The sequence below is a fragment of the Chryseobacterium sp. SN22 genome (assembly GCF_008329705.1).
GTDB lineage: Bacteria > Bacteroidota > Bacteroidia > Flavobacteriales > Weeksellaceae > Chryseobacterium.
On the sequence record NZ_VTSX01000011.1, the window covers coordinates 25457 to 49510 of the forward strand.

The window sequence follows — 24054 nt, forward strand, 5'->3', positions numbered from 1 at the left end:
AACCTGCGATATTACATTCCGCCCTTTGTGCAGACAGGTTTCGCCCCTTCAGGGCCTGGGGGCTGTCGTCCGCTTTTGTTGACCCCGGATCCCACCTGCGGTAATGATCATGGTGCCCCTAGGAGGCAGATGCTTTTGCTGTTCTTTTCTCCTATATTTTTAATGTAACGTCCTTTTCTATCCCTTAATCTTATCTTTTCTCCGAATTCACATGAATGTACTTCTTATCAAAACGAATTTAAAGGATATTCTTTCTTAAACTTTGATCATCATGTTTAAAACAGCCTTTACCGTTTAATAATACCATAAAGAGCATCGTGGTTTTATTTTAATGGATATTCAGGCCCGTCTCAATGGCATTGATGCAACCCAAAAATAAGAGGGCTGAAAAAAATACCGAAATTCCTGTTATGAGCCTGACGGCGGGAAGTTGTCCCGGTAAGAAAGAAGTAAGAAAGAAAAATGCCTGCAAGCCGGAAGGCCAGGCTTTTTAACCAAATTTTATTAAAACATACCCTCTCTGGGATAATTCAAGAATGGTTTGGCATATAAATCAAAAAAAAATTAAATAATAAACTATTATGTAAAAAATATAGTATATTTTTAGCTTTTGATATTGAATTTATGGATGATTTTATCAATGAACTGCAATTAAAAATCGAAAGACTGGAAAACGAAATCAATTTCAAGAACGCACTGATCTCGATATTGTCTCATGACTCAAAGGAACTGTTTGGAAATTTTCTCTGGCTTATAGAAGCACTGGAAGAAAAGACCATAAGTGAGGAGGATTTTTTTAAGTTGCTGCCGCAGGTAAAAAGCGATGCCCGGAAGAATCTGCAATCTGTTCAGGACAGCGTTGCCTGGCTGAGAACACAATACGGGGATTTTAAGATTAAACCTGTTAAAATGATGGTGACGGATCTTTTTCACCATTTGGAAGAAAAATACGCTGCCAGATTAAGAGAAAAAAACATTAAGTTTCATTTTAAGGGAGATCGCCATACAGTTCTTACAAACGATCGCGTGCTGCTCGAATATGTTTTAGACAAAATTTTTGACAATGCGGTAAAATACTCCCTGCCGGGACAAGACATTTATTTAGAAGGAGGTGCCAAAGGTGATCAGGTCGTTCTTTCCGTGGCTGATTCCGGAACGGGAATGAATGAAAAGTATTTATCGGCAGTCTACACTTATGATAATCCCGTGTTTCTGGGGACTGCGGGCGAGAAAGGAGCTGGATTAAGTCTGAAGATTGTAAAACATTTTATTTCCCTGATGGGCGGAAATATCGACATCATTTCATCTGAAGATAATGGGACAACAGTTTCCCTTTTTTTACCTAATTTTATAGAATGAAGGAGTTAAAATCAAATATCCGTATTGTGGTAGCAGATGATCACGGTATTGTCCGGATGGGCCTGATACAAACGATCCGACGACTCAGGCCCGATGCCATCATTTCCGAAGTAGAGGATTATAAATCGCTGTACAGGGTAATTCTGAACGAAGAACTGGATCTGGCGATTATGGATGTTAATATGCCTAACGGTACTGTTCAGGAAGCAATAGATTATATAAAAATCCGCCAGCCTGAATTAAAAATCCTGATTTTTTCTTCACAGGACGAAGAGCTGTATGGCATGCGTTACTTAAAAATGGGTGCCGGCGGCTATCTGAGCAAACAAAGTTCCACCGAAGTCATTGAGGCTGCTTTAACGGCAATGCTCAGTAAGGGCAGATATATAAGTGACAATATAAAAGAAGCTGTTTTTTTAGAATCATTAACCGGTGCGGCAAAAGACTCTCCCTTCGAAGCGCTGTCAGACCGCGAGCTGCAGATTGCCAATAAGCTTGCAGAAGGCCTTCCCCTTAAAGAAATTTCCAATCAGCTGAATCTTCATTCATCGACGATCAGCACGTATAAAAACAGGATGTTTGAGAAGCTGAAGATACGGTCCATCCCTGAATTGGTAGAAATTCTCAGGCTGTATAATCAGTAAACATCCTGTTATTTTCCGATTTGTCATCCCAAGGAACCTGGGGGGATTGTATACCTCATTATCAGATTTTCCGTCCACGGCTCCGGGGGATGCGCGAAATAACCTGGTACGGGCAGAACAGGAAGATCTGCCCATCATCTTCCCCAAAAACCAGTCTGCTTAACTTATGTAATTTTATTGTATCAACCCCTTAATTATTTTCAATCCTATCCTTATTTCTTCACTTATTTCCTTATCAAGCGATGTACAATCCAAATTCTTACTTAATTTTATTTCCCATTCCTTCGCACATTCCGATAGCCTGAAAAGCCCTGCTGTTCCTGCGGTCCCCTTCATCTTATGAAGAATTACCCCTATATCTGCTCCATTGTTGGCACGGTGTGCAATTTTAATGTCTTTCATTGCCTGATCCAGCTGCTGAACAACGAGGTTCAGAAACAAATTCCGAAATTCGACATCATCGCCTATCTGTCCATTGAGCATATGCATGTCAATATATTCATCCAGAGCAACTGGGCCTGCAGTACCGCCAGATTTACCCATGACAGGAAGATATTTTTTCAACATTGCTTCCAGATCGTTTTGTTTTAAAGGTTTTGGGAGGAAATCATCCATCCCGCTGTCCAGGCATTTTTCTTTTTCACCCAGTACATTTCCGGCTGTAACCCCTATAATCGGAACAGCTTTGTATCCTGGCAGCAGGCGAATTTGTTTTGTAGCCTCCATACCGTCCATTACCGGCATCTGCACATCCATCAGGATGATGGAAAATTGTTTTTTTCTGCACCGTTCTAAAGCTTCAAGTCCATTTACCGCTTCTGTAAGATCAAAACGGGACGAAATTGCTTTCATTATTCTGTTGTTCAGAACCATATTTACGGGGTTATCATCCACGAGCAATACATCCATTTCATTAAAAACAGATCCATTGTCTGTACCCATATCTTTTACAACAGGTTCATCTTTAAAACTATTCTTCTCCACACGATTGAGCGTTTTGTACAGTTCATCGGATTTAATAGGTTTCATCAGGAAGTAAGAGTTATCTTCTTTCCGGAAGGAATTGATGACATCGTGCTCTTCGGAAGAGGTATGGAGAATGACCAGAGGAGAAACCTCATTGCGTTGGCTGAACAGCTCTTTAATTTTATCTATAGTATCCAGACCCGATATAACCGGCATATGATAATCCATCAGTATCACATCAAAACGTTCCCCTCTCAATAACATTTGCAGTGCTTCCGTACCACTCGCTGCAAGCACAGATTCTACATTCTTATAGGCAAGCATATGCTTCAGGATAATTCTGTTTGCTTCATTATCGTCAACAACAAGGACCCGTTTTATCGAAAGGAGTTTATTTTCGTCTTTTATTTCGGACGTTTCGTACGGAACCTCTATGTCAAAGAAAAATACCGATCCCTTTTCCGAAGCGCTGATTAAGGAAAGGTTGCTTTGCATATACCCCAAAATATTGTTTGATATGGTGAGCCCAAGGCCCGTTCCGCCATATTGCTTGCTGATCGAGCTGTTTTCCTGCGTAAAGGCATTAAAAATGTACTTTTGTTTATCCTGCGGGATTCCTATTCCTGTATCTCTTACTGAAAAACGTAATTTAATATTCTGCTCGTCAATGTTCAACTTTTCAACCTTAAGTTCAATTTCACCTTCTTTTGTGAACTTAACGGCATTGCCGAGAAGATTAATCAGAATCTGCTTCAGCCTTGCTCCATCTAAAAATAAGGTTTTCGGAAGTCCCGGCTCGATATTAAGGAGCAGCTCAATATTCTTTTTCTGCGACTGGTACAGAATCACATTGATCACCTGGCTTACCATGTCATACACATCGTAAGGTTCTATCAGGAGTTCCAGCTTACCGGATTCTATCTTAGAGAAATCAAGAATATCATTGATGATGTTAAGCAGATTTTCTCCTGATTCATTGATGTAATTCAGATATTGAGTCTGTATTTCATTCAGCGGTGTCCTGAGGAGGAGGTCTGAAAAACCAATAACCCCATTTAAAGGCGTCCTGATCTCATGACTCATATTGGCCAGAAATTCGGATTTAGCTTTGCTGGCTATATCTGCAGTCTCCTTTGCATTTTTCAGTTCTTCATTGATCTTTACGGCATGGGTAATATTCTGTACGGAAATAATGATCCCCCCTACTTCGTCTTTTGTAAGATACCAGGGTCCGACCTTAAGGTCGTAATGCTGGATTTCTTCTTTTCCTTCGACCTTTATTGTAAAATCACTGTTAATGTAAGTTTCCCCCAACAGCGCATTCTTATAGATCTCTTTTCCTTCTCCGGGAATATCAGGTGATATAGCGAAAAGGTTATTACTGATAAGGTCTACATTATTCATACTGAATTCCTCTCTCCATCTGCTGCTTACGGCAACATAGTTGAGGTCTTTATCAAACATGGCCAGAGGAACAGGGACATCAGTGGCAAAGGACTTCATGATAGCCTCCTTCCGGGTGACTTCCAGAAACATTTTTTTTAAGGCATCAATATCCTGAATGGTTCCGAAAACCCTTTTGCAGGTATCCCCTTCAAATTCGGGAATACCTTTTACTCTTACCCAGATCGTAATGCCGTCATTACGCAAAAGCTGAAGCTCCTCATCAAAAGCAATTCCCTGTTGTATTGCACTGTTAAATAGATGTCTTATTCTCTCCCCGCTTTTTCCCTGATAAAATTCAAGGGCATTTTCAAAGGTGGGCTGGAAACTATTTTTTACTTTATGAATTTCTCTTGTACATTGAGACCAGAAGAGCTTTCCGGTCTCTCTATTGACTTCCCAGCCTCCCACCTGGGCGACCGAGCTTGTTTCCTCAAGCATTTCCTTCGTGTAAGACAGATCTTTTTCCAGCTTAGCCCGCCGGATAAGGTCGGATTTTAGTTGTATATAGACAAAAACGGTTGTACCAATGGCTGCTAAGGCAGAAAAGATGATGAATAAAACAGTCCAGTTGGAAGACCTGTTCAGATATTTATTTTTTATGGTAAGCTGAGCCTCCTCGTATTTTACGAATTTCTCAACCAGCAGGCGGCATCTGTCCATAGCTCTCTTGTCCTGTATAAGTCTATCCGGGGTTATCAGGATTCCCTTTTTACGGTTCCCGATAAGCAGTGCATACCCTTTCATCATCATTTCTGAAGTACGCAGCAGTTCATGCAGGACCTTAGTCTGATGTTTATCGCTGAGATTAAGCCTGGTGATCCTAGAAGCAAGCAGCGGATATTCATTCCTGCCTTCATTGAAAGGTTCAAGAAAATTGTTCCGGCCGGTGAGCTGATATCCCCGATTGCCGGTTTCTGCATCTAACAGGGTATTTAAGACATCTTTTACCAAACTGATCGATTCCTTACTCTTTAATAAACTTTCCCTGTTCTCCATCTGCTTACGGATGCTTATATAAGATGCTACAGAACTGGCAATCAGCAGTATCAAAGAAATTAACACACCTATCTGAAGATTTCTTATAATTTTTTTCGGCATTGAATAGCAGTTTAAGGGTCAGGGATTAAAAGTAGGTCATTTTATAATGAGTAACAAATTAATTTAAAAAAATGGACATGATATGCATCAATATACTTTATTTTTTGTGAAATCTATCTAAATAAGAACGCCAGAGCAGGGCAAGGACAGCTAAAACACCGGATATTATTCCTATCCAGGGAGCAATTGATATTCCGTACCGGCTAATAAAAATCCCCCGAAGGCTGTTCCTGAAGACACCCCTGAATTCCCGGATGAGGTCTGGAGACTGTCGGCAATTTTTTTTGCATGGGGTGCCGCGGAAATCATATAACCCCACCCTGATCGGAAAAAAGATGCATGGCGATCTCTAGCTTCTCTTCGTAGTCAAATTTTTTTTCTCGGCATGATCCTGCAAAGGCACGATATTAAACCGAACGGTTTAAATAAAAAAATAACTTTGTTATTATGCCTGTCGTTCTTTCAGAATGTATTTATGATGGTCATTTGAGATCAAAGTAAAAGCTATCTTTTAACCTTCAGTTTACCATCCGATGCTTAAATAAAAATCTTTAATACTTTGAAAAAAGAAGATTGTTGAAACTCTTATTGTGCTTATTATTGTGTAGGTTTACAGCCCATACCTATGGGTAGTCTACTGAGATTTGATAGCTTTGCAGAATGAATGAATTTATAAATTTCCTGTTGCAATTTGGACATCTTACCCAACAGCACATTGACTTGATCAAAAGTAAATCAACAAATTTAGACCTTGAAAAAGGAACTTATTTTTGGGAAACGGGGAAAAATTCAAAATATGTCGGGTTTGTGACAAGCGGAATTCTCCGGGTGTATTACTGCAATGAGGAGGGTAATGAATTTACCCATTACTTTGTTGAAGAAAATCACTGGCTTTCAGATTGGGATCATCCGGATAAAAGTGTTCACCCCATAGCCAACCTGCAAGCCATTACAGACTGTTCATGTATCGTTTTCTTAAAAAAAGACTGGAGCGAACTATTAGATGCTGTCGCTGAATTAAATACCATCATTCAAAAAATAATTATAAAACATAAATCCAAAAAGCTGGAAAGAAGAAGTTCCCTTATTTCAGAAGACAACACTCAGCGATACCTGTCTTTTCTGGAACAATATCCAAATATGGTTAATCGCATTCCTCTTTCCTATGTGGCATCTTACCTGGGCATGAAACAGCAGTCTTTAAGCAGAGTGAGAAAAAATATACGGTGATTACTTTTTCACAAATGTGAAAAAATTTTATTTTTTATCGGGGCAGATTTGTAATGTTAAACTTTTAAATATAAAAAATGAAAAAAGTATTGATTACAGGAGCCAATAAAGGAATCGGATTTGCTACGGCAAGACAGCTTCTGCAAAGAGGATTTTACGTATATCTCGGCTGCCGGAGCCAGGAACGGGGCTTAGAGGCCTTGCAGCTGTTACAGTCCGAAGGACTGACCCATAGTGAAATTGTACAAATTGATATTACCCAGGATGAGTCTGTAAAAGATGCCCGGATCCGGCTTGGGAAAAAGACAGATAAGCTGGATGTGCTAATCAATAATGTAGGCATCACCGGAAATATGCCGCAAGACGCCCTCCGTGCAACAGTTTCAGAATTTGAAGAAGTATTCAATACCAATTTATACGGAACCTTGAGGGTCATTCAGTCTTTTACCGATTTGCTGGAAAGATCGCAGGAACCACATATTATTAATATCAGCTCAAGTATTGGATCATTGACGCTTCATAACGATACCCGTTGGAAATATTATGAAAACGCCAATCTCTTTATGGTATATGCTGTTTCAAAGGCCGCACTTAATATGTACTCCATTTCGCTGGCCAACCAACTTCCAAAGTTTAGGGTTCATCTGATTGACCCGGGATTCATAAAGACTGACCTTACCAATAATCAGGGCACCGGTACGCCTGAGCAAGCGGCAACGACGATCGTCCATACGGTGCTGGATAAAAATGTCCCGACAGGGAAATTTATAAGTGAGGATCACGGTTCCGGCACCAATGAATGTCCGTGGTAAGAATTGGTAAATCTGAAAGTCGAAAACAGGGAGTATATTGGAAGCCACTGATGTATACTTACCGGTCAGCTGTTAAAAAAGAATATTTGCTGATATCTGCTTACGGTATTTAAAACACAGCATCGGATAATCCGGTGCTTTTCTTATTATCCTCTGAGCGTTTTCTGAGATGCTCCCCGCTTGCCCGAGCGTCCCGCCCGTGCATTTTTTTGCAATATGACATTCTTTTCTAAAGCATCAGTTGCTTTTTCTAATCATATTTCACCAGCCCTGTCCTCAAATATTTTTACCACAAAATAGAAGAGGACTGAATCAGCCCTCTTTTCAATTTTGTTATTTATGTAGCGTAGTTGTACTTAATCAGCTTACGCGAGCGCCATGCTAGTACATCATTTTTAGAACATTCAAATTAAAAATTAAAGGTATAGAAGATATTGAATGTCCTTCCTCTTCCTTTATAGCTGAATAATTCCGGAAGGCCGTACGAAGAGTACAGTACCTGCGAACGCTTGCTCCAGATGGTCTGATAATCCGTGTTGAACACGTTCTGGATTCCAAGGTTAATTTTTCCCCAATGGAACTGATATCCCACCAATACATCAGAAGTATTATAACCTTCAATTTCATTATTGATGTCATCCCTTAACTTGAAGTTCTGCAGGGACTGGAAGCGTAATGACCACCTGCTGATATTGTAGCCGATAAAGGATACCAATTTAGAAGGGGACGCATTGTAGATCTCCTGTTTCTGCCACTCTTCCTTATTATATACCTGGGATTGAATCAGCAATCCGCTGGCACCGAAATAGACGCCGTTATTCATGCTGTAGGAAATTTCTGCCTCGATTCCGGTATTCCTTAATTTCAGATCACTGACGAGGATCTGTAATGTAGTTCGGTCTACGGTAATATTTTTATCGGAAGTACTCAGGAAGCCGGCAACCTGTGCCTTTAACCCACCGCTGCTGATCCGGTATCCCAGCTCAAACTGATTCGTCTTTACCGCCTGTAAAGGCTGTTCCTGTACATTGATGCTTGACGTGATATCCCAGTTTCCGGTAGCGGTGTTAAGCTTATACACCCCGATTCCATAGTATTTGGAAGGATCGGCTAAGCTTACCCCTTGGGAAAAGGTTCCCCAGGCCTGATGCTTTTCGTTGAATCTATACAGCAGCCCTGCATTAAATAAGGTTACCTTATAGGAACTTTCTCCTCCCGGAATGGCAGAGGCAGATGTGCCGTATCCCATAGCGACCTGAGTCTGCTGCTGGGACCCCACAAAATCATCCACTTTAACGTCAATATTCTGGTACCTGATTCCTCCGTTCCACTGTAATTTCGGTAATATATTATATTTTGCCTGAATATATCCTGCGTAACTTTCAGAATGGTTCGTAGGATATCTTCCGAGGCTGTATTTCGTCTGATTGACCAGGCCGCCGCTGGACATGGTGAGATCCGGGTCATATACGGACTGATTTCCTTCAAACCGCTCAAGATCAACGTCCACCCCATATGTAAAGTTCAGGCTTTTCCAGGATTTGGACAATAATGCCTTTACCCCTGAATAATAGGTATTCTGCTGGGAAGAAGACATGTAAGAAGTATTAGCGGGCAGCTTTACTGTTCCGGGAAAAGGATAAAAGCCTAATTTTTCACCTCTTGCCGCAAACTGAATATACAGATCCTGATTCCCCAGAATGTTGCTCCCCCTATATGTTACCGTTCCCATATACCGTTCCGTACCGATATTTTTATCGGAAGAGAAACCGTCTCTCATTTCCAGCAGGCCTGCATTTTTCGTTTTGAAAGCGGCAATGTCCTGACCTAAGTATAAGCTCCGGTCTCCGTTAAATTTAGAATTATAGTATTGAACGGAAGCTGTAACCGTATGATGATGATTAAATTTATACCCTCCGGTGGCAAGTATGTCCAATGATTGATTGTACTGAAGATCGGTTTGGGTAATATCCGTAAAAATCTGTTTCCGGTCTGCTCCGTACGCCCCTCCATTCTGCTGGTAAGCAATACCCAGTCTTCCAAAAAGTTTCTTCCCTTTTACGGCCAGGGACTGCGCTGCACGCAAATCATGGTCCTCACCGCTTATAAAGCCGCTGCGGAGACCCACCTCCGTTTCTCCGCTGATCCCGCTTTTCGAAGGGATTTTAGTAATGATATTGATGATTCCCCCTGTCGCATTTCCTCCATAAATGGAACTTGCACCGGAAAGCACCTCAATTCTTTCGATGTTGAAAGGGTCGATTGCATCCAGTTGGCGGCTGATGGTACGGATGCTGTTCAGGGACACCCCATCAATCATGATTAAAGCAGACCGCCCGCGCATATTCTGCCCGTAATTGGTCCTGCCCTGAGGACCGATATCGATACCGGGAACCAGAATAGATAACATTTCTTTAATAGGAAGCCCGCTCTTGACCTGTTCCTGGATTTTCTCTTTCTGAACGACCCAGACTGTTCCGGGGATTTCCGAAATTTTCGTAGGTTTCCTGGAGGCTACAATGACTACATCTTCAATATTTCCTGAAGCCAGTGAGTCTGTAGTGGTTTGGGAAAACACAACACCTGAGATCAGCAAAACGACCGGAGTAAAATATTTCTTCATCTTAAATCAGCAAATTTCCGCAAAAATAATTTTTATTTAGAAGAAGTAAAAATAAGACAGTATGATATTTTTCATTTGTGGAAATATTAAGATGTATGGTTGGTTTGCGACTTAAAAGTTTATGCCGTCTCTTGATATTCTATATATAAATGCCCGGAAGTAAAATGATGATACTTCCGGGCATTTTATATATCTGATACAGCTATTAAGATGCTTCAAATGGTTGCCTCAGGATAAGTAATGTATCCGTTTTCCTCCCCTGAATAATAGGTATCCCTGTCACTTTCTGACAAAGGTACCCCCTGTTTAAATCTTTCAACCAGATCCGGGTTGGCAATAAAAGGCTCTCCGAAAGATACCAGATCCGCATTACCCTCTCTTAGAATTGCATCGGCACTATCCTTGGAGAAACCTGAGTTGGCCAGAATCCTTCCATGATAATGCCTGCGGAAATGAGCAAAATAATTATCCTGCAATGCTTCCACAGGTGTACCCGTCAAATCTTCTGATGGTCCTACGATATGTACAAAAGCCAAATTATAATGGTCCAGTTGATGTAAAATATACCGGAATAAAGGAATGGTTTCTTCGTCGGGTTTCACAATCCCTACACTGCTCAGCATCACGGGGCTGAACTTTATCGCAATACGGGTACTGTCCCAAACTTGAGTGACTGCCTCCAATATTTCAAAAATGATGCGGGCACGGTTTTCAATAGTTCCGCCATATTCATCCGTACGCTTGTTGGTGGCAGTACTGAGAAACTGTGGAATAAGCATCCCTGCGATAGCATGGATTTCAATACCGTCAAAACCTGCATCTTTTGCATTCATGGCAGCATGCTTATAATCCTCTATCGTCTGATGGATCTCAGCGACCGTCATTTCACGGGGTGTTACGGTTGCTTTAAAGCCTTCCGGAGTAAATGACTGTGATTCTATATTAACTGCCGATGGCCCGACAGGAGGTTTACCTTCCTGTAAATCGGGATGCGCTCCCGCACCGATATGACCCAGCTGTAAAAAAATCAAGCCACCTTTGTCATGGACGGCTTTGGTGACTGTTTTCCAACCTTCCACCTGCTCTCCTGTATAAATACCCGGAACGTTAATAAAGCCGATTGATTGCGGATTTACCCAGGTGCCTTCGGATACGATCAATCCGGCAGAAGCACGTTGCGCATAATATTCCGCCATCATGGCCGTTGGGATCAGGTCCGGATTGGTAGCCCTTCCACGGGTTAAAGAAGCCATAACCACTCTGTTTTTTAATTTGAGATCTCCTAAATGATATGCCTCCAGAAGAGGTTGTGAGGTATTTTCCATCTGTTTCTATATTTATTAAACAGCGGCAAAATTCGTCCAATAACGATAAAATAACAATATAGGGGAAATTAATACCCTGGGGATAAATTTATCCCTATATAGCTTTCGGATATATGACGTATTTTTGTACAAATGTCATTTTATGTACGAAAGAAAAATTCCGCTTACGATTGACTGCGGCCTACATTTGACGAGGGAAATCCTTAACGGCAAATGGAAACCGGCATTGCTCAATGCCATTTCATTAGATATTAAGAGGCCCAGTGAAATGTTGAGAATGCTTCCGGGGGCGACCCGCCGTGTCTTAAACGTACAACTGAAAGAACTTGAGGACCATGGGATCATCAGAAAGAAAACCTATCCACAGTTGCCTCCCAAGGTTGAATATTCACTTACCGAGATAGGCTGGTCTCTAATGCCGATTATTGATGCCATGAATGCCTGGGGTGATGATAATCGGGACTTTCTGGAAAAAGTTATTGCTCAGGATCCAAAAGTCAAGGAAGTATTAAAGTCACCTTGCGGGCTCATGCAGACAAAAAAGTAAATAAAATAAAGCAGACATAAAGTCTCCTGGCTTGATGCCTGCTTTACGAATGTTATTTTACGACCGTTGCTTCAAGCTCGATGGTTAATGTTGCAAAGAGTCCTTTAACTTCAAGCAATGTGGTTGCCTGCTGTATGCCATATTTCATTAGAAACGGCACATAAACGTCCATACAGGTATTAAAAAAACCGTTGGTGTCAGTTGTATAAATATTTAATCTGACCATGTTTTTACATTCATACCCCGATTCTTTAACGAGTTGTTCAAGATTGGCGATAGCCTGTATTAGCTGACTTCTCATATCCGCTGAACTAGGGACACCGTTAGCATCAATGGCTGCCTGTCCTGAACAGTACAAGGTACCTTCCGGCTGTTTAACTTCTACGGCCTGTACAGAATTTGTGTTTTTACCCCAAGCCCAAGGGTCGAATGTTGTCTTTTGCATTTTGCTATTTTTATTTGTGAGCAGCAAAGGTAAAATGCAGTTGTGACAGCCCTATGTCAGGGGTAAAACCTCTAATAAAATTTATCGAAATATTGCTGTAAGGTCATTTTATGCGGTTCAAATTTCTCTGTCAGAACCTGTATCCTTAACATCCTGTCTAACCGAAAATACCTGAATTCTTTTCTCAAACGGCACCAGGCTATCAGAAGCCAGTTTTCTGTTGTACTGATCAATGCAAACGGCTCAACAATACGATCTGAAAAAGAATCATCTTTGTTTACATAGTTAATGCGTACCTGAAAAAAGTTGGTCAATGCATATTGTAATTCAGAGATGTAGCTGCTGTTTCTTTCTCGGTTTATATTTTGGTTAAAACGGGTCCGGTCGCTCAGCAGATTAGCCTTGTCTTTGCCGGACTCCCGTAAGATTGCCTTGATTTTATCGATCGCTTCACAATAATCCTGCACAAAAGACCGGTCTCTGTTCTTTAAAACCAATTGTTCTGCGAGAACCAGTGCATTGGCCTGCTTTTCCGTAAACATCAGCGGAGGGATTCTGTAACCTTCCATCATGGTATACCCTCTCCCTTCCTCAGTCAAAACAGGGACACCCGCCTGTTCCAGCGCTCTGATATCCCGGTATATCGTCCTTACACTAACGTTGAACCTTTCAGCAAGATCCGCTGCAGTGATAAGCCGCTTTGACTGCAGTTGTGTAATAATTGCGGTAAGTCTTGAAAGACGTTTCGTATCCTGGTCGCCCATCTTAAATAATGCTTATGAACAGCTAAAGCCTGCTACTATTGTTTATGAGAGTACTTGATATTTATCATTATGCCGGTATCCGGAGTTCCGTTTCCAATTAGCGTATCCATTCGTTCTCTGCTTGCGTGAGCCATGGTATGCCATTTTATATTATTGTGTTCTTTCATTCAATCCGGTCCAGTTATGAATTGCAAATTTAATCATGAAGTATCCCTATGCAACAAAATTCAATAGAAAATTACGTAGGTCAAATAAAGCAGAAGTATTAGAAGATATTATTGATTAGAAATAAGTAATATCAGTTTTACACATTAAGCACCTTGTAGGTCATGATTATATTTCACATCAGGAGAAATGATGCAATATACCTCAGTGATAATACCGCACTCTCCTGCTCCGGTGAGATTGTCGATCTTCGTTAAAATAAATCCTGCTGTTTCTAAGGTCATAAAAAGCACAGCATCAAAAGTTTGACCAGTTCTTACATCTTATAATGGGCATCATCGGTCTTTATGTTTCATTGTATCGGCTACTATACTTTTAATTTTACTTCCGGTCAGAACAAAGGGGAGAATTCCAACCAGCAGCGATACCCAGAACCATGAAGGATGAATAGTGCTTATCCACAGCCATGTTACGATCAGGATTAAGCTGGTTCCCGTTATATACTGCTCCCTTTTTTCCCCGCCGCATAATGATATTACAATACCTCCTGCGATACAGCTAAGGTAAACGCACCCCAATTTGATGATAAGCTGAATGATATCGTAAGAAGTCCAGGTAGCCCGGTCAAACAGCTGCATCGAAGCTGGAAAGAAAATGCCCTGTATTTTGGCAAATACCGAACTTAAAAGACCAATGGTTCCAAATCCGATGATGATGGAAAATATTTTTTTGAAGTTCATCACTTAGCTGATTTTAAAATTCAGCTGATCTTCGGTGAGTACGATCGGATCAGTCATTATCTTCTTAAGTTCGATGTCAGAGGCTGCCCTGAAAGTATGGACAAACTGATCAAGCCGCTGCGCATCAGCAGGGATAAAAGAGGAGGCATTATTTCTGGCATTATCCTGAAATTTATGGATGATAGGCTGCATCAGTATATTGTAATTGTTGCAGGCGGCTCTCAGGCCATCAGGTGTTTGGCCGATAAAATGCGACAATGCCTTCGCTCCATAGATTGAAAGCGATGCCCCCATTCCGGACAGTGCAGTGGGACAATATCCTGCGTCACCCAGCAGAACCATATTTCCATTGACCAGGTCAGGAGCTTCTACCATGCCCATCTTATCGACGAACATGATGCCTTCTTCAGCAAAACGATTGAGCAGATCCTTTACCTCTGCGCTATAATGACTGAAAGAACGTCGCAACAGTTCCGCCGGTTTTTCTTTCATTGTCGCAAGATCACCAGTATGGTGAATATAGCACTGGACGGCAATTTCATTGTTTGCAATCGGGTAAACAGAGAGCATCTTATCCACGTCGATATAAATTTTAAAATCGCCCACATTATAGGAGTGTGCAGTCCGGAGTCTTCCACCCATATAGAGCGTATTAAAATCTTCTATTTGTGAATTTGTGAAATAACGTTTCCGTGTTGGAGAACGTAAGCCTTCAGAAACAATAATAAGATCAGCTTCCATCCTGCGCCCGTCAGAGAATGTTACTTCGCTTGTATCACCTGTTGTAGTGATGTCGGAAATCGTTGTGTTGAAAAGTACATTTACCTGATCTTTTAAGCAGCCATATAAAACGTTATGAAGACGGCCCCGGGAAATCAGTACCGAACGTTCAATATTCCGATTCATTTTCTCATAGCTGATCCGCTGGATAACCTGCTCATCTCTTTCTAAAAAACTTACCGACTCGGATGGAGAAGATGCCGCCTGCAGTTCTTCCGTCAAGCCGAGCTCTCCCATGATCCGGACGCCGAAACTTTTCAGGGAAATCAGAAAACCTGCCTTCGTAAAGGATGGAGCTCTGTCGATCACCACCACATGATGCCCTTGTGCTGATAATAATTTTGCGGCAGTCAGTCCTGCAATTCCTCCGCCTGATACCAAAATATTTTTTTTCATTTTTATTAACTTTTAAATTCTTATTGCAAAATTAGTTTTACATTTAAGGATAAAATAGTCCTTTTCGTCATAAAAATAGTCCAGAAAAAAAAATGAATTTAACCGATAACAAGAAGCAGATGCTTGACCTGGCAGAGAAATTGGGAATGCCGGCATCCGAATTTAGTGATACTCTGGATCTGTTACGGCTGAACGAGATCCATATCGTCGATATGCTTCCGGAAATGCTGCTGATGATCCGGTCTGTGATTGCAGAAGAAACATTTGTATACAGAAGAAAACCTGTTGATGATCTTGGAAGAGGCCTGCTTTTTTCTTTCCAGAATATATTTAGTCATTCTTCCGACGATCATGTATATCAATATCCTGAAAAATCCCTCCAGGCAAGGCCTCACATCCGTATCACACCTTTTCACCTGGAAAGTGAAGTCGTATTTCCTAAAGGACTTACCATTACCCAGATTACGATACTGATCGAGCTCGATTTTCTCAAAAATTTTATCGGCAAAGATCAGGAGACATTCGGCTATCTTTTCAATGATGAAAAGACATTATTGATCGAAGAGTTTATGTCACCAGAGGTGGCCGACCTTGTTAATGAGATTGCCGGAACTCCGGCGTCAGGTACACTTTCTGAGGCTTATTACAAATTAAAAGCACTGGAACTGTTGTATCTTCTCTTTAAAAACCTTTCCCGGCGACAGCATATCAAATATCAAAGTCTCCGTAGTGATGAGATAGCAGCTGTTTACCGTGTCAGGGATGCGATTTCATTTTCTCTTGACAATCCCCTGACACAGGATGAACTTGTAAAAATAAGCGGGATGAATATCCTTAAACTCAGAAAGCTTTTCACGCAAATCTTCGGGAAGGGCATCTACGAGTATGGTCAATACCTAAGAATGCAGGAAGCAGCCCGCTTGATGCAGGAAAAACATCTTTCAGTTTCTGAAACCGGATATCAGTTAGGTTTTACTAATCTGAGTTATTTCGGGAAATTGTTTGAGCAGCATTTCGGAATGAAACCTAAGAAATGGAGCGCTCAGCACCGGTTGAAAGACAACTAGGTATCTGTCTAATAATCAACAAGTAATTTAGCGGGGATAATTTTCCCATTCATCGTTTTTTGAGAATGGATTTCATCCTTAACGGTTGGCTATTGCCGAAGGCGGGAATTTCCGGCACCAAAGTTTAATAGGAGAATACAATGCTGAGCCTTATACAAATTCCCAATTTGAAGCCCTTCAGCCCTGCTTTTGGAAATACCTTGTGACAGGGTGTTTTGATGCTCTTGTCCAGCTTACCGTAATATAGTATGAATAAGGTTCCATACTCATGTTATATTTAGGCAATGCAATTATCTCAAGGAATCTCAATGCATCTTCAATAATGTATGGACTTGTACTTTCTTCCGGTTTCCGATCTTTATAAAGAAAATATCGAATCAGCTCGGCCATAACAGCCGGCCGATTCAATTTAATATCAACAGTTTGCTGCTCATTAACCGGGTATGGCTGATGATCAGGTGAAGGAGATTTATACTTATACAACCCAATTACCATCATCCGGACAACCTACGCACCATTTTTCTTTTTCCGTATTGGACTTAAGAGCTAAATTATCCTATCCCCGAAACAAAAGTTGAAGGAGAATTTTTATGTCCTTCAAGATAAATCACAATCTTTTCACTGCATTTGCGTATTTGTGATTGTTAAATGAACATACAGCCTCTTCCATAAGTAATCTTATTGTCATTTTAATTTCCGTAATATATTTTGTGTCATGAACGGTCTTTTTTAAATGCGCTGCAGTTCAGATTTACGCATTGCATCAATCTGGCTTTTTAACTTTCGTAAAGGCAGCATCACGGTATTTGCCTGCCCCTTATGAAGAAACGTTCATAAACAGTCTGTGTCACGAGTTTATCATTTCCTATTTTATATCAAACCGGCTATAAATTTATTTACATGACTTGAATATTCATCTCTATTTTTTAGATTTCCGTGACCGCCATCGGTTATAATTACTAATTCCTTATTTGCCGTTTTTAAATTTGAGTGTATTCTTTCCGCATGATCAACAGTTATGATATCATCGGATGCCCCGTGGATAATTAAAGTAGGGATATCAATCTCTTTTGCTCTCTGTCCTGTGTTCAGTATGAAATCCGGGGCATTGTCACCAAATATCCCGATCTCGGCAATTGAAGAATACGGGCTTTCCAGTATGAGCGCTTTTGCTTCTCGCTTAGTTGAAAGATACGCAGCTTGTGAAGTTCCCATTGAGTACCCATATAAAATTATATTCCCGGGGGTATATCCCAGACTCAGAGCATAATCAAATATTTTCTCCGAATCCGCATACATGCTTTCTTCACTTTCTATATGCCCCGTTGATTTACCAAACCCTCTGTAATCAAATGTCAGCACGTTATAATTCCAATGAAGTATTTCGGAATGGTTATCAAGAAAATTCTGTAAATTTTTAGCATTTCCCTGAAAATACAGAAGCAGGGTTGGTTCGCTGCTATATGTAAAATGGATACCATGTAGATTTATGCCTGATTCAATATTTATAATTACTTTTTCCGATTGATCTGGCAGTGTAAAAGGGTAATCCTGGTCTAACTTAACAGGTTCAAAAATCAGGTCAGTTTGTTTTTTAATGTTCATAATTTATTGTAAATACGTTAGTTCTGTAATAATATAGCAGCGTTTTTCATGGCTATTTCAATCGGCCAGTTTTTTTTAAAAATTTTACTTTCCACACTGGCAGCTTCATAAAGGAGATATATACTGTCTGCTTTTTCAGATGCTTTATGCATATCAGAATAAATTTGTGAAGTAAAAGTGTAAAGAAGCTCTCTGAATTTTTGTTTGTGAGCAACTGCGCCCCTAGTTATCTTCTCATCCTGATCAGTAATTTCTGTGATAATGTTGATTATACGGCAACCATTGTAGTGATTTTTTTTTGCGTGCCCAGAAAGAAAAGTGAATATGGCTAATAACTTTTCTTTTGGGCCTGTATGGTTGCTGATTTCCTGCCTAACTTCTTCAAACCATATATGACTCGCATTTTCAACGTATGCCAGACCAAGTTCGCTTTTTGATTTGAAATGATTGTAAAGACTGCCTTTTGCAACATTCGCTTCCGCTATAATCTGATTAATACCTGTTGACTGATATCCTTTGTAATAGAAGAGTGAATCAGCTGTATCTATTATCCTCTTTCTTGTATCCATGCGGCAAAGTTAAACAAATAATTCAAAAAATGAACAAGTCTGTCTATTTTTAATAAATATTCATGTTCAGATTAAAGCTAAAATTCAAAGCCGTTTTTATGCCGCCGCTCAATTTCCTCTTGTGTGGCCGGAAGCAGCTTTTCGAGCATCAGCAATGCCCTTGCCTGCACTTCTTCAACAAAAGGACGCAAGTCCCTATTATACATTTGGAAAGCCTGCTGAAAGTCGTGACGGTTTTTTTCAAAAGCATCGGCCAGGGCATCGGCACCGATGATCGCCAGCGAACCGCCCATTCCTGCGGCCGGTGAAGCGCAGTATCCCGCATCGCCCACCAGGGCTACCCGCCCTTTGGTCCAGGAAGGCATGTTGATCTGGCAAAAGCGGTCAAAGTAAAAGGAACCGGAATTTAACAGTTCTTCCGTTAATTCGGCGGCTCTCCAGCCTACCCCCTGCATCTGAGCATTCACGATCTCCTTCATCTGCTCCCGGTTACGGAAATCATAGGGAATTTCTTTTTGCGGCCTGAAGATGAAAATGATATCGGTTTTATTATGGTACGCGTACATGGAAAGGCTTTTATCCGGCTCGGCATACCATTGATACGTTCCCTCTTCGATTAACAACCTCTCGGCAACTGCAATGCAGAAATAGGGACCCGGAAATCGGGCATATCGGGTTTCTTCTCCGAACCAGATGTTCCGCACCGCAGAATGGACTCCGTCGCAGCCAAATACAAATTGAAACAGATGTTCAGTACCGTCCCTGAAGCGGACTTTTATCCCATCTCCGTTCTCGTCCAGGGTCACAACGGTATTGTTAAAGATAAAAGTTGCGGTATCTTTTACAAGATCAAACAGCATATGGAGCAGCACATCCCTTTCGATTTCAAACTCATTTTCCGGAGGTTCGCCTAGCAAAACGGTATGCCCGCTGACATCGTCAGCATTTTTAAACTCCCATTTTTCAGGGCTGATCCTTTGGGCTTTCAGCTTGTCAAGAAGCCCCATCCTTTCCATAATCCCGACGGTTTCATCCTTAATGTCCACGGGGGTACCTCCCGGTTTAAGATGGCCAGCCACTTCTATTACCGTAACTTCATATCCCATTTCTTTCATGCGGTAGGCCGTTGTAAGTCCGGCAAAGCTGGCGCCGCATACCAGCACCTTTTGATTAGGTTCCATTTTTCTGTCATTTAAATTATGTTGCAAAATTCTTCAACAAAACGGAACCCGGAAAGCAGAAAGCAGGGTAAATATTGGATTAATCGCGGTTTTTATTCCGGAAAGAAAGGGCAGACATGCCGGTGGCCCTTTTAAACAGCCTTGAAAAATAAGGATAATCGTCGAATCCCAGCTCAAAAGCAATTTCCTTTACAGACCGGTCAGTATGGTATAAACGCCGTTTTGCTTCCAGAATAATCCGGTCCCGGATGTGTCGGGAAACCGGAACGCCTGTCGTATTTTTTACACATTCGTTCAGATAAGCGGTGGAAATATGTAATTGGTCCGCATATTCACCCGGACTTTTGGTCATGCGGTGATTTTTCTCCAGCAGCCTTCTGAATGCTTTCGTAATGGTTTCGGATCTTGACAGCGCAGCTTCAGGCTTATGCTGATCCAAAAATTGCGAGATCACAAATGCAACCACAGTATTGCAGCTGTGCCGTAATAAAACATCATGAAGCTTATTGTTTTTTTGCACAGAAAAATTCAGACAGATTTCAAAAACATTGAAAAGTGTATTACTTTTTTCAGCAGTAAGAACCAAAGGCTCTGTCGGTGTGATGTCTTCGAGCAATCTGATTGAATCAGGATCCAGATTTTCATCTTTTACTGATAAAGAACAGATCGTAATATCTTCAAAATGAATGATGCGATGAACCTGGGCAGGATGCATGTATATCACAGACGGTGCACAGATCCGGTACTGCTTAAAATCAATCTCCAGATCAACGGTCCCTTTCTCCAGAATATGAAAAGTGTGCCCTTCATCGCGATGGGCATCCGGGAAATTATTTTTTTTAAAATTTATTCTTGCAACGGATATTCCACACCCATCCTCATGATCCATTGAATTTAAATAGAAGGAATTCAATTCTTTATTCATTGTAATGCGCCCATATGTTTTAGGGTTCCTGGATTTTGTAAATATAATTAGCCCCTTTCTTTTCAGCTTTATTATTGAGGTCTTCAACAGAATATTCCTGGTTAAGGATCTTGACACTTCTGATGGTCCGTATCCAGTTGAAGTTGAATGTATAGTCAATCCTTGTCGTCGAATGAGCCGGAAGTTCTACCGTTATGCTGCTGTCGTTAATAACCGTTTTAGCTAAACATTTCAGATTGTTTCTATTCTTCCTGAAATATCCGGGCTTTACAATTCCCTCTTGGTAATTGAAACGTAAATACTCATTTTTTTCATCCAGATCCCCGGAAATCTTCTTTTGATAGTTAATCGTTATGATTTGTTGCGATGACGTTAAATTTTGGATAAAAAATCCTGTAGAAATCGAGCAGCCATACAAAAGGAAAATAAAGAAAAATCCTAAACCTATTTTTATCTGTTTCATAGAACCTGTGTTTTGTTTCAGAAATTAGCACCAATTGGATATTACACAAATCTATCGTTTTCTAAACTCAACATCAATAAAATTTATTTCTTTCTGTAAATTAATTTTAGTCCGGTTATATTAATTGGGGATAGCAGCCAGCTGGGTAAAATTGCAACATAAGAAAACAATCTGCAGCGGATCTGAAACTGATTCAAGCAAACGGAAGTTTTCATAAATCACTGACACATACAATCGATATGGAGAGAAATCTTAACGTAAGTATTATAGGATCCCATATAGGGCTATTTTAATATCAAATGTATAAACTGCGTCAACCAAAAGAAATAAAGTTACGTAAATAGACCGCTTATCAATACAACAATCTTTGCAATCATGATCTAATTTTACAACTTTATGCTAAAATAAGGACAATCGAAAGCCGCATTCAGGTATGGTTTTTGTTTGTAAAACATATAGTCATTCAGTTACTTATGCAGAATGTGTTATAAGCACTCCTTTTGTGCATACAGCACTCTGAATGCACACCACATCTATTAAGGGATAAAATTATATAAACCATAAAAAATATTAATATGAAGCAGAGTGATGACAACAGAATGATTCCGATGACTTCTTTTTCCAGCGGAAACGGCAAATCGGTAACAGATGATGTGTATTATTATACCAATCAGATCGTGAATGTGGTAATGCTGGGGAAGCCCGGTGAAGATTGGTTTTTAATAGACTGTGGAATGCCGGGATGCGGGGAGGAAATTATCGCTGCTGCTGAAGACCGCTACGGCAAAGACAGGCCGCCAGTAGCTATATTCCTGAGCCACGGCCATTTTGACCATGTCGGTGGAATTGTAACGGTTTTGGAAAAATGGGATGTCCCAGTGTATGCCCATCCTCTGGAAATACCTTTCATTACCGGAAAACAGGAATATCCTGAACCTGACACTTCTGTTGAAGGCGGCTTGCTGGCCAAACTGTCTTTCATTTATCCGCACCAACCTATAGATATTTCCGAACGGGTATCGAATTATCCGGACCATGGTGAATTGCCGGGCCTCAGCGAATGGCACTGGATTCATGCGCCCGGCCATTCTCCCGGCCAGGTGGTGTTCTTCCGCGAGAAAGACCGCATCCTTATCTCAGCCGATGCTTTTGTAACGGTAAAACAGGATTCATTCTACAAAGTCCTGGTTCAGAAACGTGAAGTTCAGGGCCCTCCCCGATACTTAACCACAGACTGGGCCGCCGCCAGGGATACCGTAGCCAAACTAAGGGATTTATCCCCATCCATTGTGATTTCAGGACACGGGCAATATATGGAAGGTGAAGAATTGAGACTTGGCCTTGATAAGCTAGCTGATGATTTCGATACACTGGCCGTGCCTTCATACGGACGGTTTGTAAAGTAGGAATACGGTCCGGAAATTATAAATGAGTTGAAAACCTCATAAAAATTTAAATGTATTATAAGATTCCTGAATATGTCTTTTTACTCATATTCCTGTAATGATAGCAATAACAAATCTATCTTAAAAATACCCCTTTTTTATTCGATACCTAACGGCGTTTTCCGCATACATTATTAGTTATCCGATAGACAAAGGAAGATTTTAAGGTTGTATGTATTTTTGCAGCCCGGAGACATTGGAATGAAACGGTTGCCAAAATTTCAGGAAAGGCTTTTATATTTATCTGCCGGCTTTGCGCATTCTTTTGGGAAAGCATTTCAACCGGCAAAAAGTATTAATTATAGCCGAGGGAATTTCTGACAAAAATATTCTTAAATTGTTTATTGAATCAGATTAAATATGAATGATATGATACCCATGAACCCTGCCATAAGTAGTTGAAATTTAAACTTTCCACCCGGTTTTGATTTACAATAGAGAATAAGTTTTATATTCGCTCTCTTAAACTGAGGAACATGGAAAACGAATTAAAACCCTTCTGGCAAAAATTTTTCGGCTTTAACTGGAAGTTCGGGCTCTTCCTGATCGTGTTAATCTGTATCCCAAGATTCATGCTGGTTCTTGATGCCAATGAAACGGCAAATTATAGGTTTATCGGTCTGATTATGCTTATATCTGCTGTGGCCCCGTTTGTTTTTCTCAGTAAGCACGGAAGAAAAACAATAGGGCTGACAAAACCTACAAAAAAATTCCTGCTATTATGCGCTTTTATTTTAGGACTGATTTCAAGTATGGTGATGTATATAGCGGGAGTGTCGCTGTACGGCCATTCCTTTGAGAACTGGTATGTCTATATCGGGAAATCCTACAATATCCGGGACGGGATCATCGGGAATGAGAAGCTCATCATGTTTATGATCATGGCCATTACGGGGATGATCTTCAGCCCTATTGGGGAAGAACTATTCTTCAGGGGCATCGTCCATTCCAGCTTTGCGAAATCCTTTGGGAATTTAAAAGCTTCCTTTATTGACGGTACTGCTTTTGCCATAACCCACCTCTCCCACTTCGGGTTGATTTTCATCAACGGAAAATGGAAATTTTTACCGATCCCGGCATTGCTCTGGGTTTCCGGTATGTTTGCTGTAAGTATAATTTTCTACTTCTGCCGGAAAAATACAGGTTCGTTATGGGGAGCCACCGTCTGTCATGCCGCATTTAACCTGGGTATGATCTACAGTATTTTTTATCTGCTGAACTGATTGAGGACCTGCGGTAAAAAAGGTTTACTTTTAAAACGAAGATTGAAAGGTGGCCAAGTTCATGGTCACAGATCAGATGGGTTAAACCGGATTTCTTTCCGGTTCTGCTTCCGTGAAGACTCCGCTCCAAACCGGATTTTCAGTTGCCGGCTGTCTTATTTCCTTATGCCTTCCGATAAGCATTAAGGTAAATTCATTTCAGAATGCTGCCTTTAGCAGTTTCTAAAATTCAACAT

At 40.8% G+C, this 24054-nt stretch carries 21 protein-coding genes; 9 read left to right on the top strand and 12 right to left on the bottom strand.

Annotated elements, in window-relative coordinates:
* Positions 1-362 precede the first annotated feature (362 nt).
* The 3 genes from FY557_RS20480 (at position 363) to FY557_RS08925 (ending at position 2003) form a co-directional block, all read left to right on the top strand.
* Complete coding sequence (locus tag FY557_RS20480) at positions 363-494, top strand: hypothetical protein (protein ID WP_262713535.1); 132 nt, start codon at positions 363-365, stop codon at positions 492-494.
* 130 nt (positions 495-624) lie between these two features.
* Positions 625-1359 carry a sensor histidine kinase gene (locus FY557_RS08920; RefSeq protein ID WP_149246904.1) on the top strand — a complete coding sequence of 245 codons (735 nt, stop codon included), beginning with the start codon at positions 625-627 and terminating at the stop codon, positions 1357-1359.
* Positions 1356-2003 (top strand): response regulator transcription factor, encoded by a 648-nt coding sequence (locus tag FY557_RS08925; protein ID WP_149246905.1) that lies wholly within the window; start codon positions 1356-1358, stop codon positions 2001-2003. The genes FY557_RS08920 and FY557_RS08925 overlap by 4 nt, the downstream gene beginning before the upstream one ends.
* A 174-nt stretch (positions 2004-2177) precedes the next feature.
* Here the strand turns inward: FY557_RS08925 and FY557_RS08930 are convergent, their stop codons facing one another.
* Entirely contained in the window at positions 2178-5513 is a 3336-nt protein-coding gene (locus tag FY557_RS08930) for a response regulator (RefSeq protein WP_228451747.1), read from the bottom strand.
* A 660-nt stretch (positions 5514-6173) separates the two neighbouring features.
* On the opposite strand from FY557_RS08930, the gene FY557_RS08935 reads away from it, so the two are divergent.
* Together FY557_RS08935 and FY557_RS08940 are read left to right on the top strand one after the other, a co-directional pair.
* On the top strand, positions 6174-6743 hold the full coding sequence (locus FY557_RS08935) for a Crp/Fnr family transcriptional regulator (RefSeq protein WP_149246906.1): 570 nt from the start codon (positions 6174-6176) through the stop codon (positions 6741-6743).
* A gap of 77 nt (positions 6744-6820) precedes the next feature.
* Positions 6821-7555: an SDR family NAD(P)-dependent oxidoreductase gene (locus tag FY557_RS08940; protein WP_149246907.1), complete on the top strand. Its 735-nt coding sequence runs from the start codon at positions 6821-6823 to the stop codon at positions 7553-7555.
* 409 nt (positions 7556-7964) lie between these two features.
* Here FY557_RS08940 and FY557_RS08945 read toward each other — a convergent pair whose 3' ends face one another.
* Both FY557_RS08945 and FY557_RS08950 read right to left on the bottom strand, forming a co-directional pair.
* Positions 7965-10178: a TonB-dependent receptor gene (locus FY557_RS08945; protein ID WP_149246908.1), complete on the bottom strand. Its 2214-nt coding sequence runs from the start codon at positions 10176-10178 to the stop codon at positions 7965-7967.
* Between the two features lie 215 nt (positions 10179-10393).
* Complete coding sequence (locus FY557_RS08950) at positions 10394-11503, bottom strand: alkene reductase (protein WP_149246909.1); 1110 nt, start codon at positions 11501-11503, stop codon at positions 10394-10396.
* A gap of 142 nt (positions 11504-11645) precedes the next feature.
* On the opposite strand from FY557_RS08950, the gene FY557_RS08955 reads away from it, so the two are divergent.
* Positions 11646-12050: a winged helix-turn-helix transcriptional regulator gene (locus tag FY557_RS08955; protein WP_149246910.1), complete on the top strand. Its 405-nt coding sequence runs from the start codon at positions 11646-11648 to the stop codon at positions 12048-12050.
* Between the two features lie 52 nt (positions 12051-12102).
* On the opposite strand, the gene FY557_RS08960 is transcribed toward FY557_RS08955, so the two are convergent.
* From FY557_RS08960 to FY557_RS08975, 4 genes are all read right to left on the bottom strand, one after another.
* A complete protein-coding gene (locus FY557_RS08960; RefSeq protein ID WP_149246911.1) occupies positions 12103-12495 on the bottom strand; it encodes a RidA family protein in 393 nt (130 codons plus the stop codon).
* Between the two features lie 71 nt (positions 12496-12566).
* Positions 12567-13259: a helix-turn-helix transcriptional regulator gene (locus FY557_RS08965; RefSeq protein WP_149246912.1), complete on the bottom strand. Its 693-nt coding sequence runs from the start codon at positions 13257-13259 to the stop codon at positions 12567-12569.
* 500 nt (positions 13260-13759) lie between these two features.
* Positions 13760-14164 (bottom strand): hypothetical protein, encoded by a 405-nt coding sequence (locus FY557_RS08970; RefSeq protein WP_149246913.1) that lies wholly within the window; start codon positions 14162-14164, stop codon positions 13760-13762.
* A gap of 3 nt (positions 14165-14167) precedes the next feature.
* Positions 14168-15340, bottom strand: a complete 1173-nt coding sequence (locus FY557_RS08975; RefSeq protein WP_149246914.1) for an FAD-dependent oxidoreductase — start codon at positions 15338-15340, stop codon at positions 14168-14170.
* Positions 15341-15432: 92 nt separating this feature from the next.
* Here FY557_RS08975 and FY557_RS08980 point away from each other — a divergent pair, with 92 nt between their 5' ends.
* Positions 15433-16407 carry a helix-turn-helix transcriptional regulator gene (locus tag FY557_RS08980; RefSeq protein ID WP_149246915.1) on the top strand — a complete coding sequence of 325 codons (975 nt, stop codon included), beginning with the start codon at positions 15433-15435 and terminating at the stop codon, positions 16405-16407.
* Positions 16408-17277: 870 nt separating this feature from the next.
* Here FY557_RS08980 and FY557_RS08985 read toward each other — a convergent pair.
* The 5 genes from FY557_RS08985 to FY557_RS09005 form a co-directional block, all read right to left on the bottom strand.
* On the bottom strand, positions 17278-18012 hold the full coding sequence (locus tag FY557_RS08985; protein WP_149246916.1) for an alpha/beta hydrolase: 735 nt from the start codon (positions 18010-18012) through the stop codon (positions 17278-17280).
* Positions 18013-18029: 17 nt separating this feature from the next.
* Positions 18030-18581, bottom strand: a complete 552-nt coding sequence (locus FY557_RS08990; protein WP_149246917.1) for a TetR/AcrR family transcriptional regulator — start codon at positions 18579-18581, stop codon at positions 18030-18032.
* Positions 18582-18658: 77 nt separating this feature from the next.
* A complete protein-coding gene (locus FY557_RS08995; protein ID WP_149246918.1) occupies positions 18659-19762 on the bottom strand; it encodes an FAD-dependent monooxygenase in 1104 nt (367 codons plus the stop codon).
* A gap of 79 nt (positions 19763-19841) precedes the next feature.
* Positions 19842-20687: a helix-turn-helix domain-containing protein gene (locus tag FY557_RS09000; protein WP_228451748.1), complete on the bottom strand. Its 846-nt coding sequence runs from the start codon at positions 20685-20687 to the stop codon at positions 19842-19844.
* A 19-nt stretch (positions 20688-20706) separates the two neighbouring features.
* A complete protein-coding gene (locus FY557_RS09005; RefSeq protein ID WP_149246919.1) occupies positions 20707-21150 on the bottom strand; it encodes a hypothetical protein in 444 nt (147 codons plus the stop codon).
* Between the two features lie 575 nt (positions 21151-21725).
* Here FY557_RS09005 and FY557_RS09010 point away from each other — a divergent pair.
* The gene (locus FY557_RS09010) at positions 21726-22556 is read left to right on the top strand and encodes an MBL fold metallo-hydrolase (RefSeq protein WP_228451749.1); all 831 of its coding nucleotides are present in this window, start codon (positions 21726-21728) and stop codon (positions 22554-22556) included.
* Positions 22557-23071: 515 nt separating this feature from the next.
* Entirely contained in the window at positions 23072-23818 is a 747-nt protein-coding gene (locus FY557_RS09015; protein WP_149246920.1) for a CPBP family intramembrane glutamic endopeptidase, read from the top strand.
* Positions 23819-24054 lie beyond the last annotated feature (236 nt).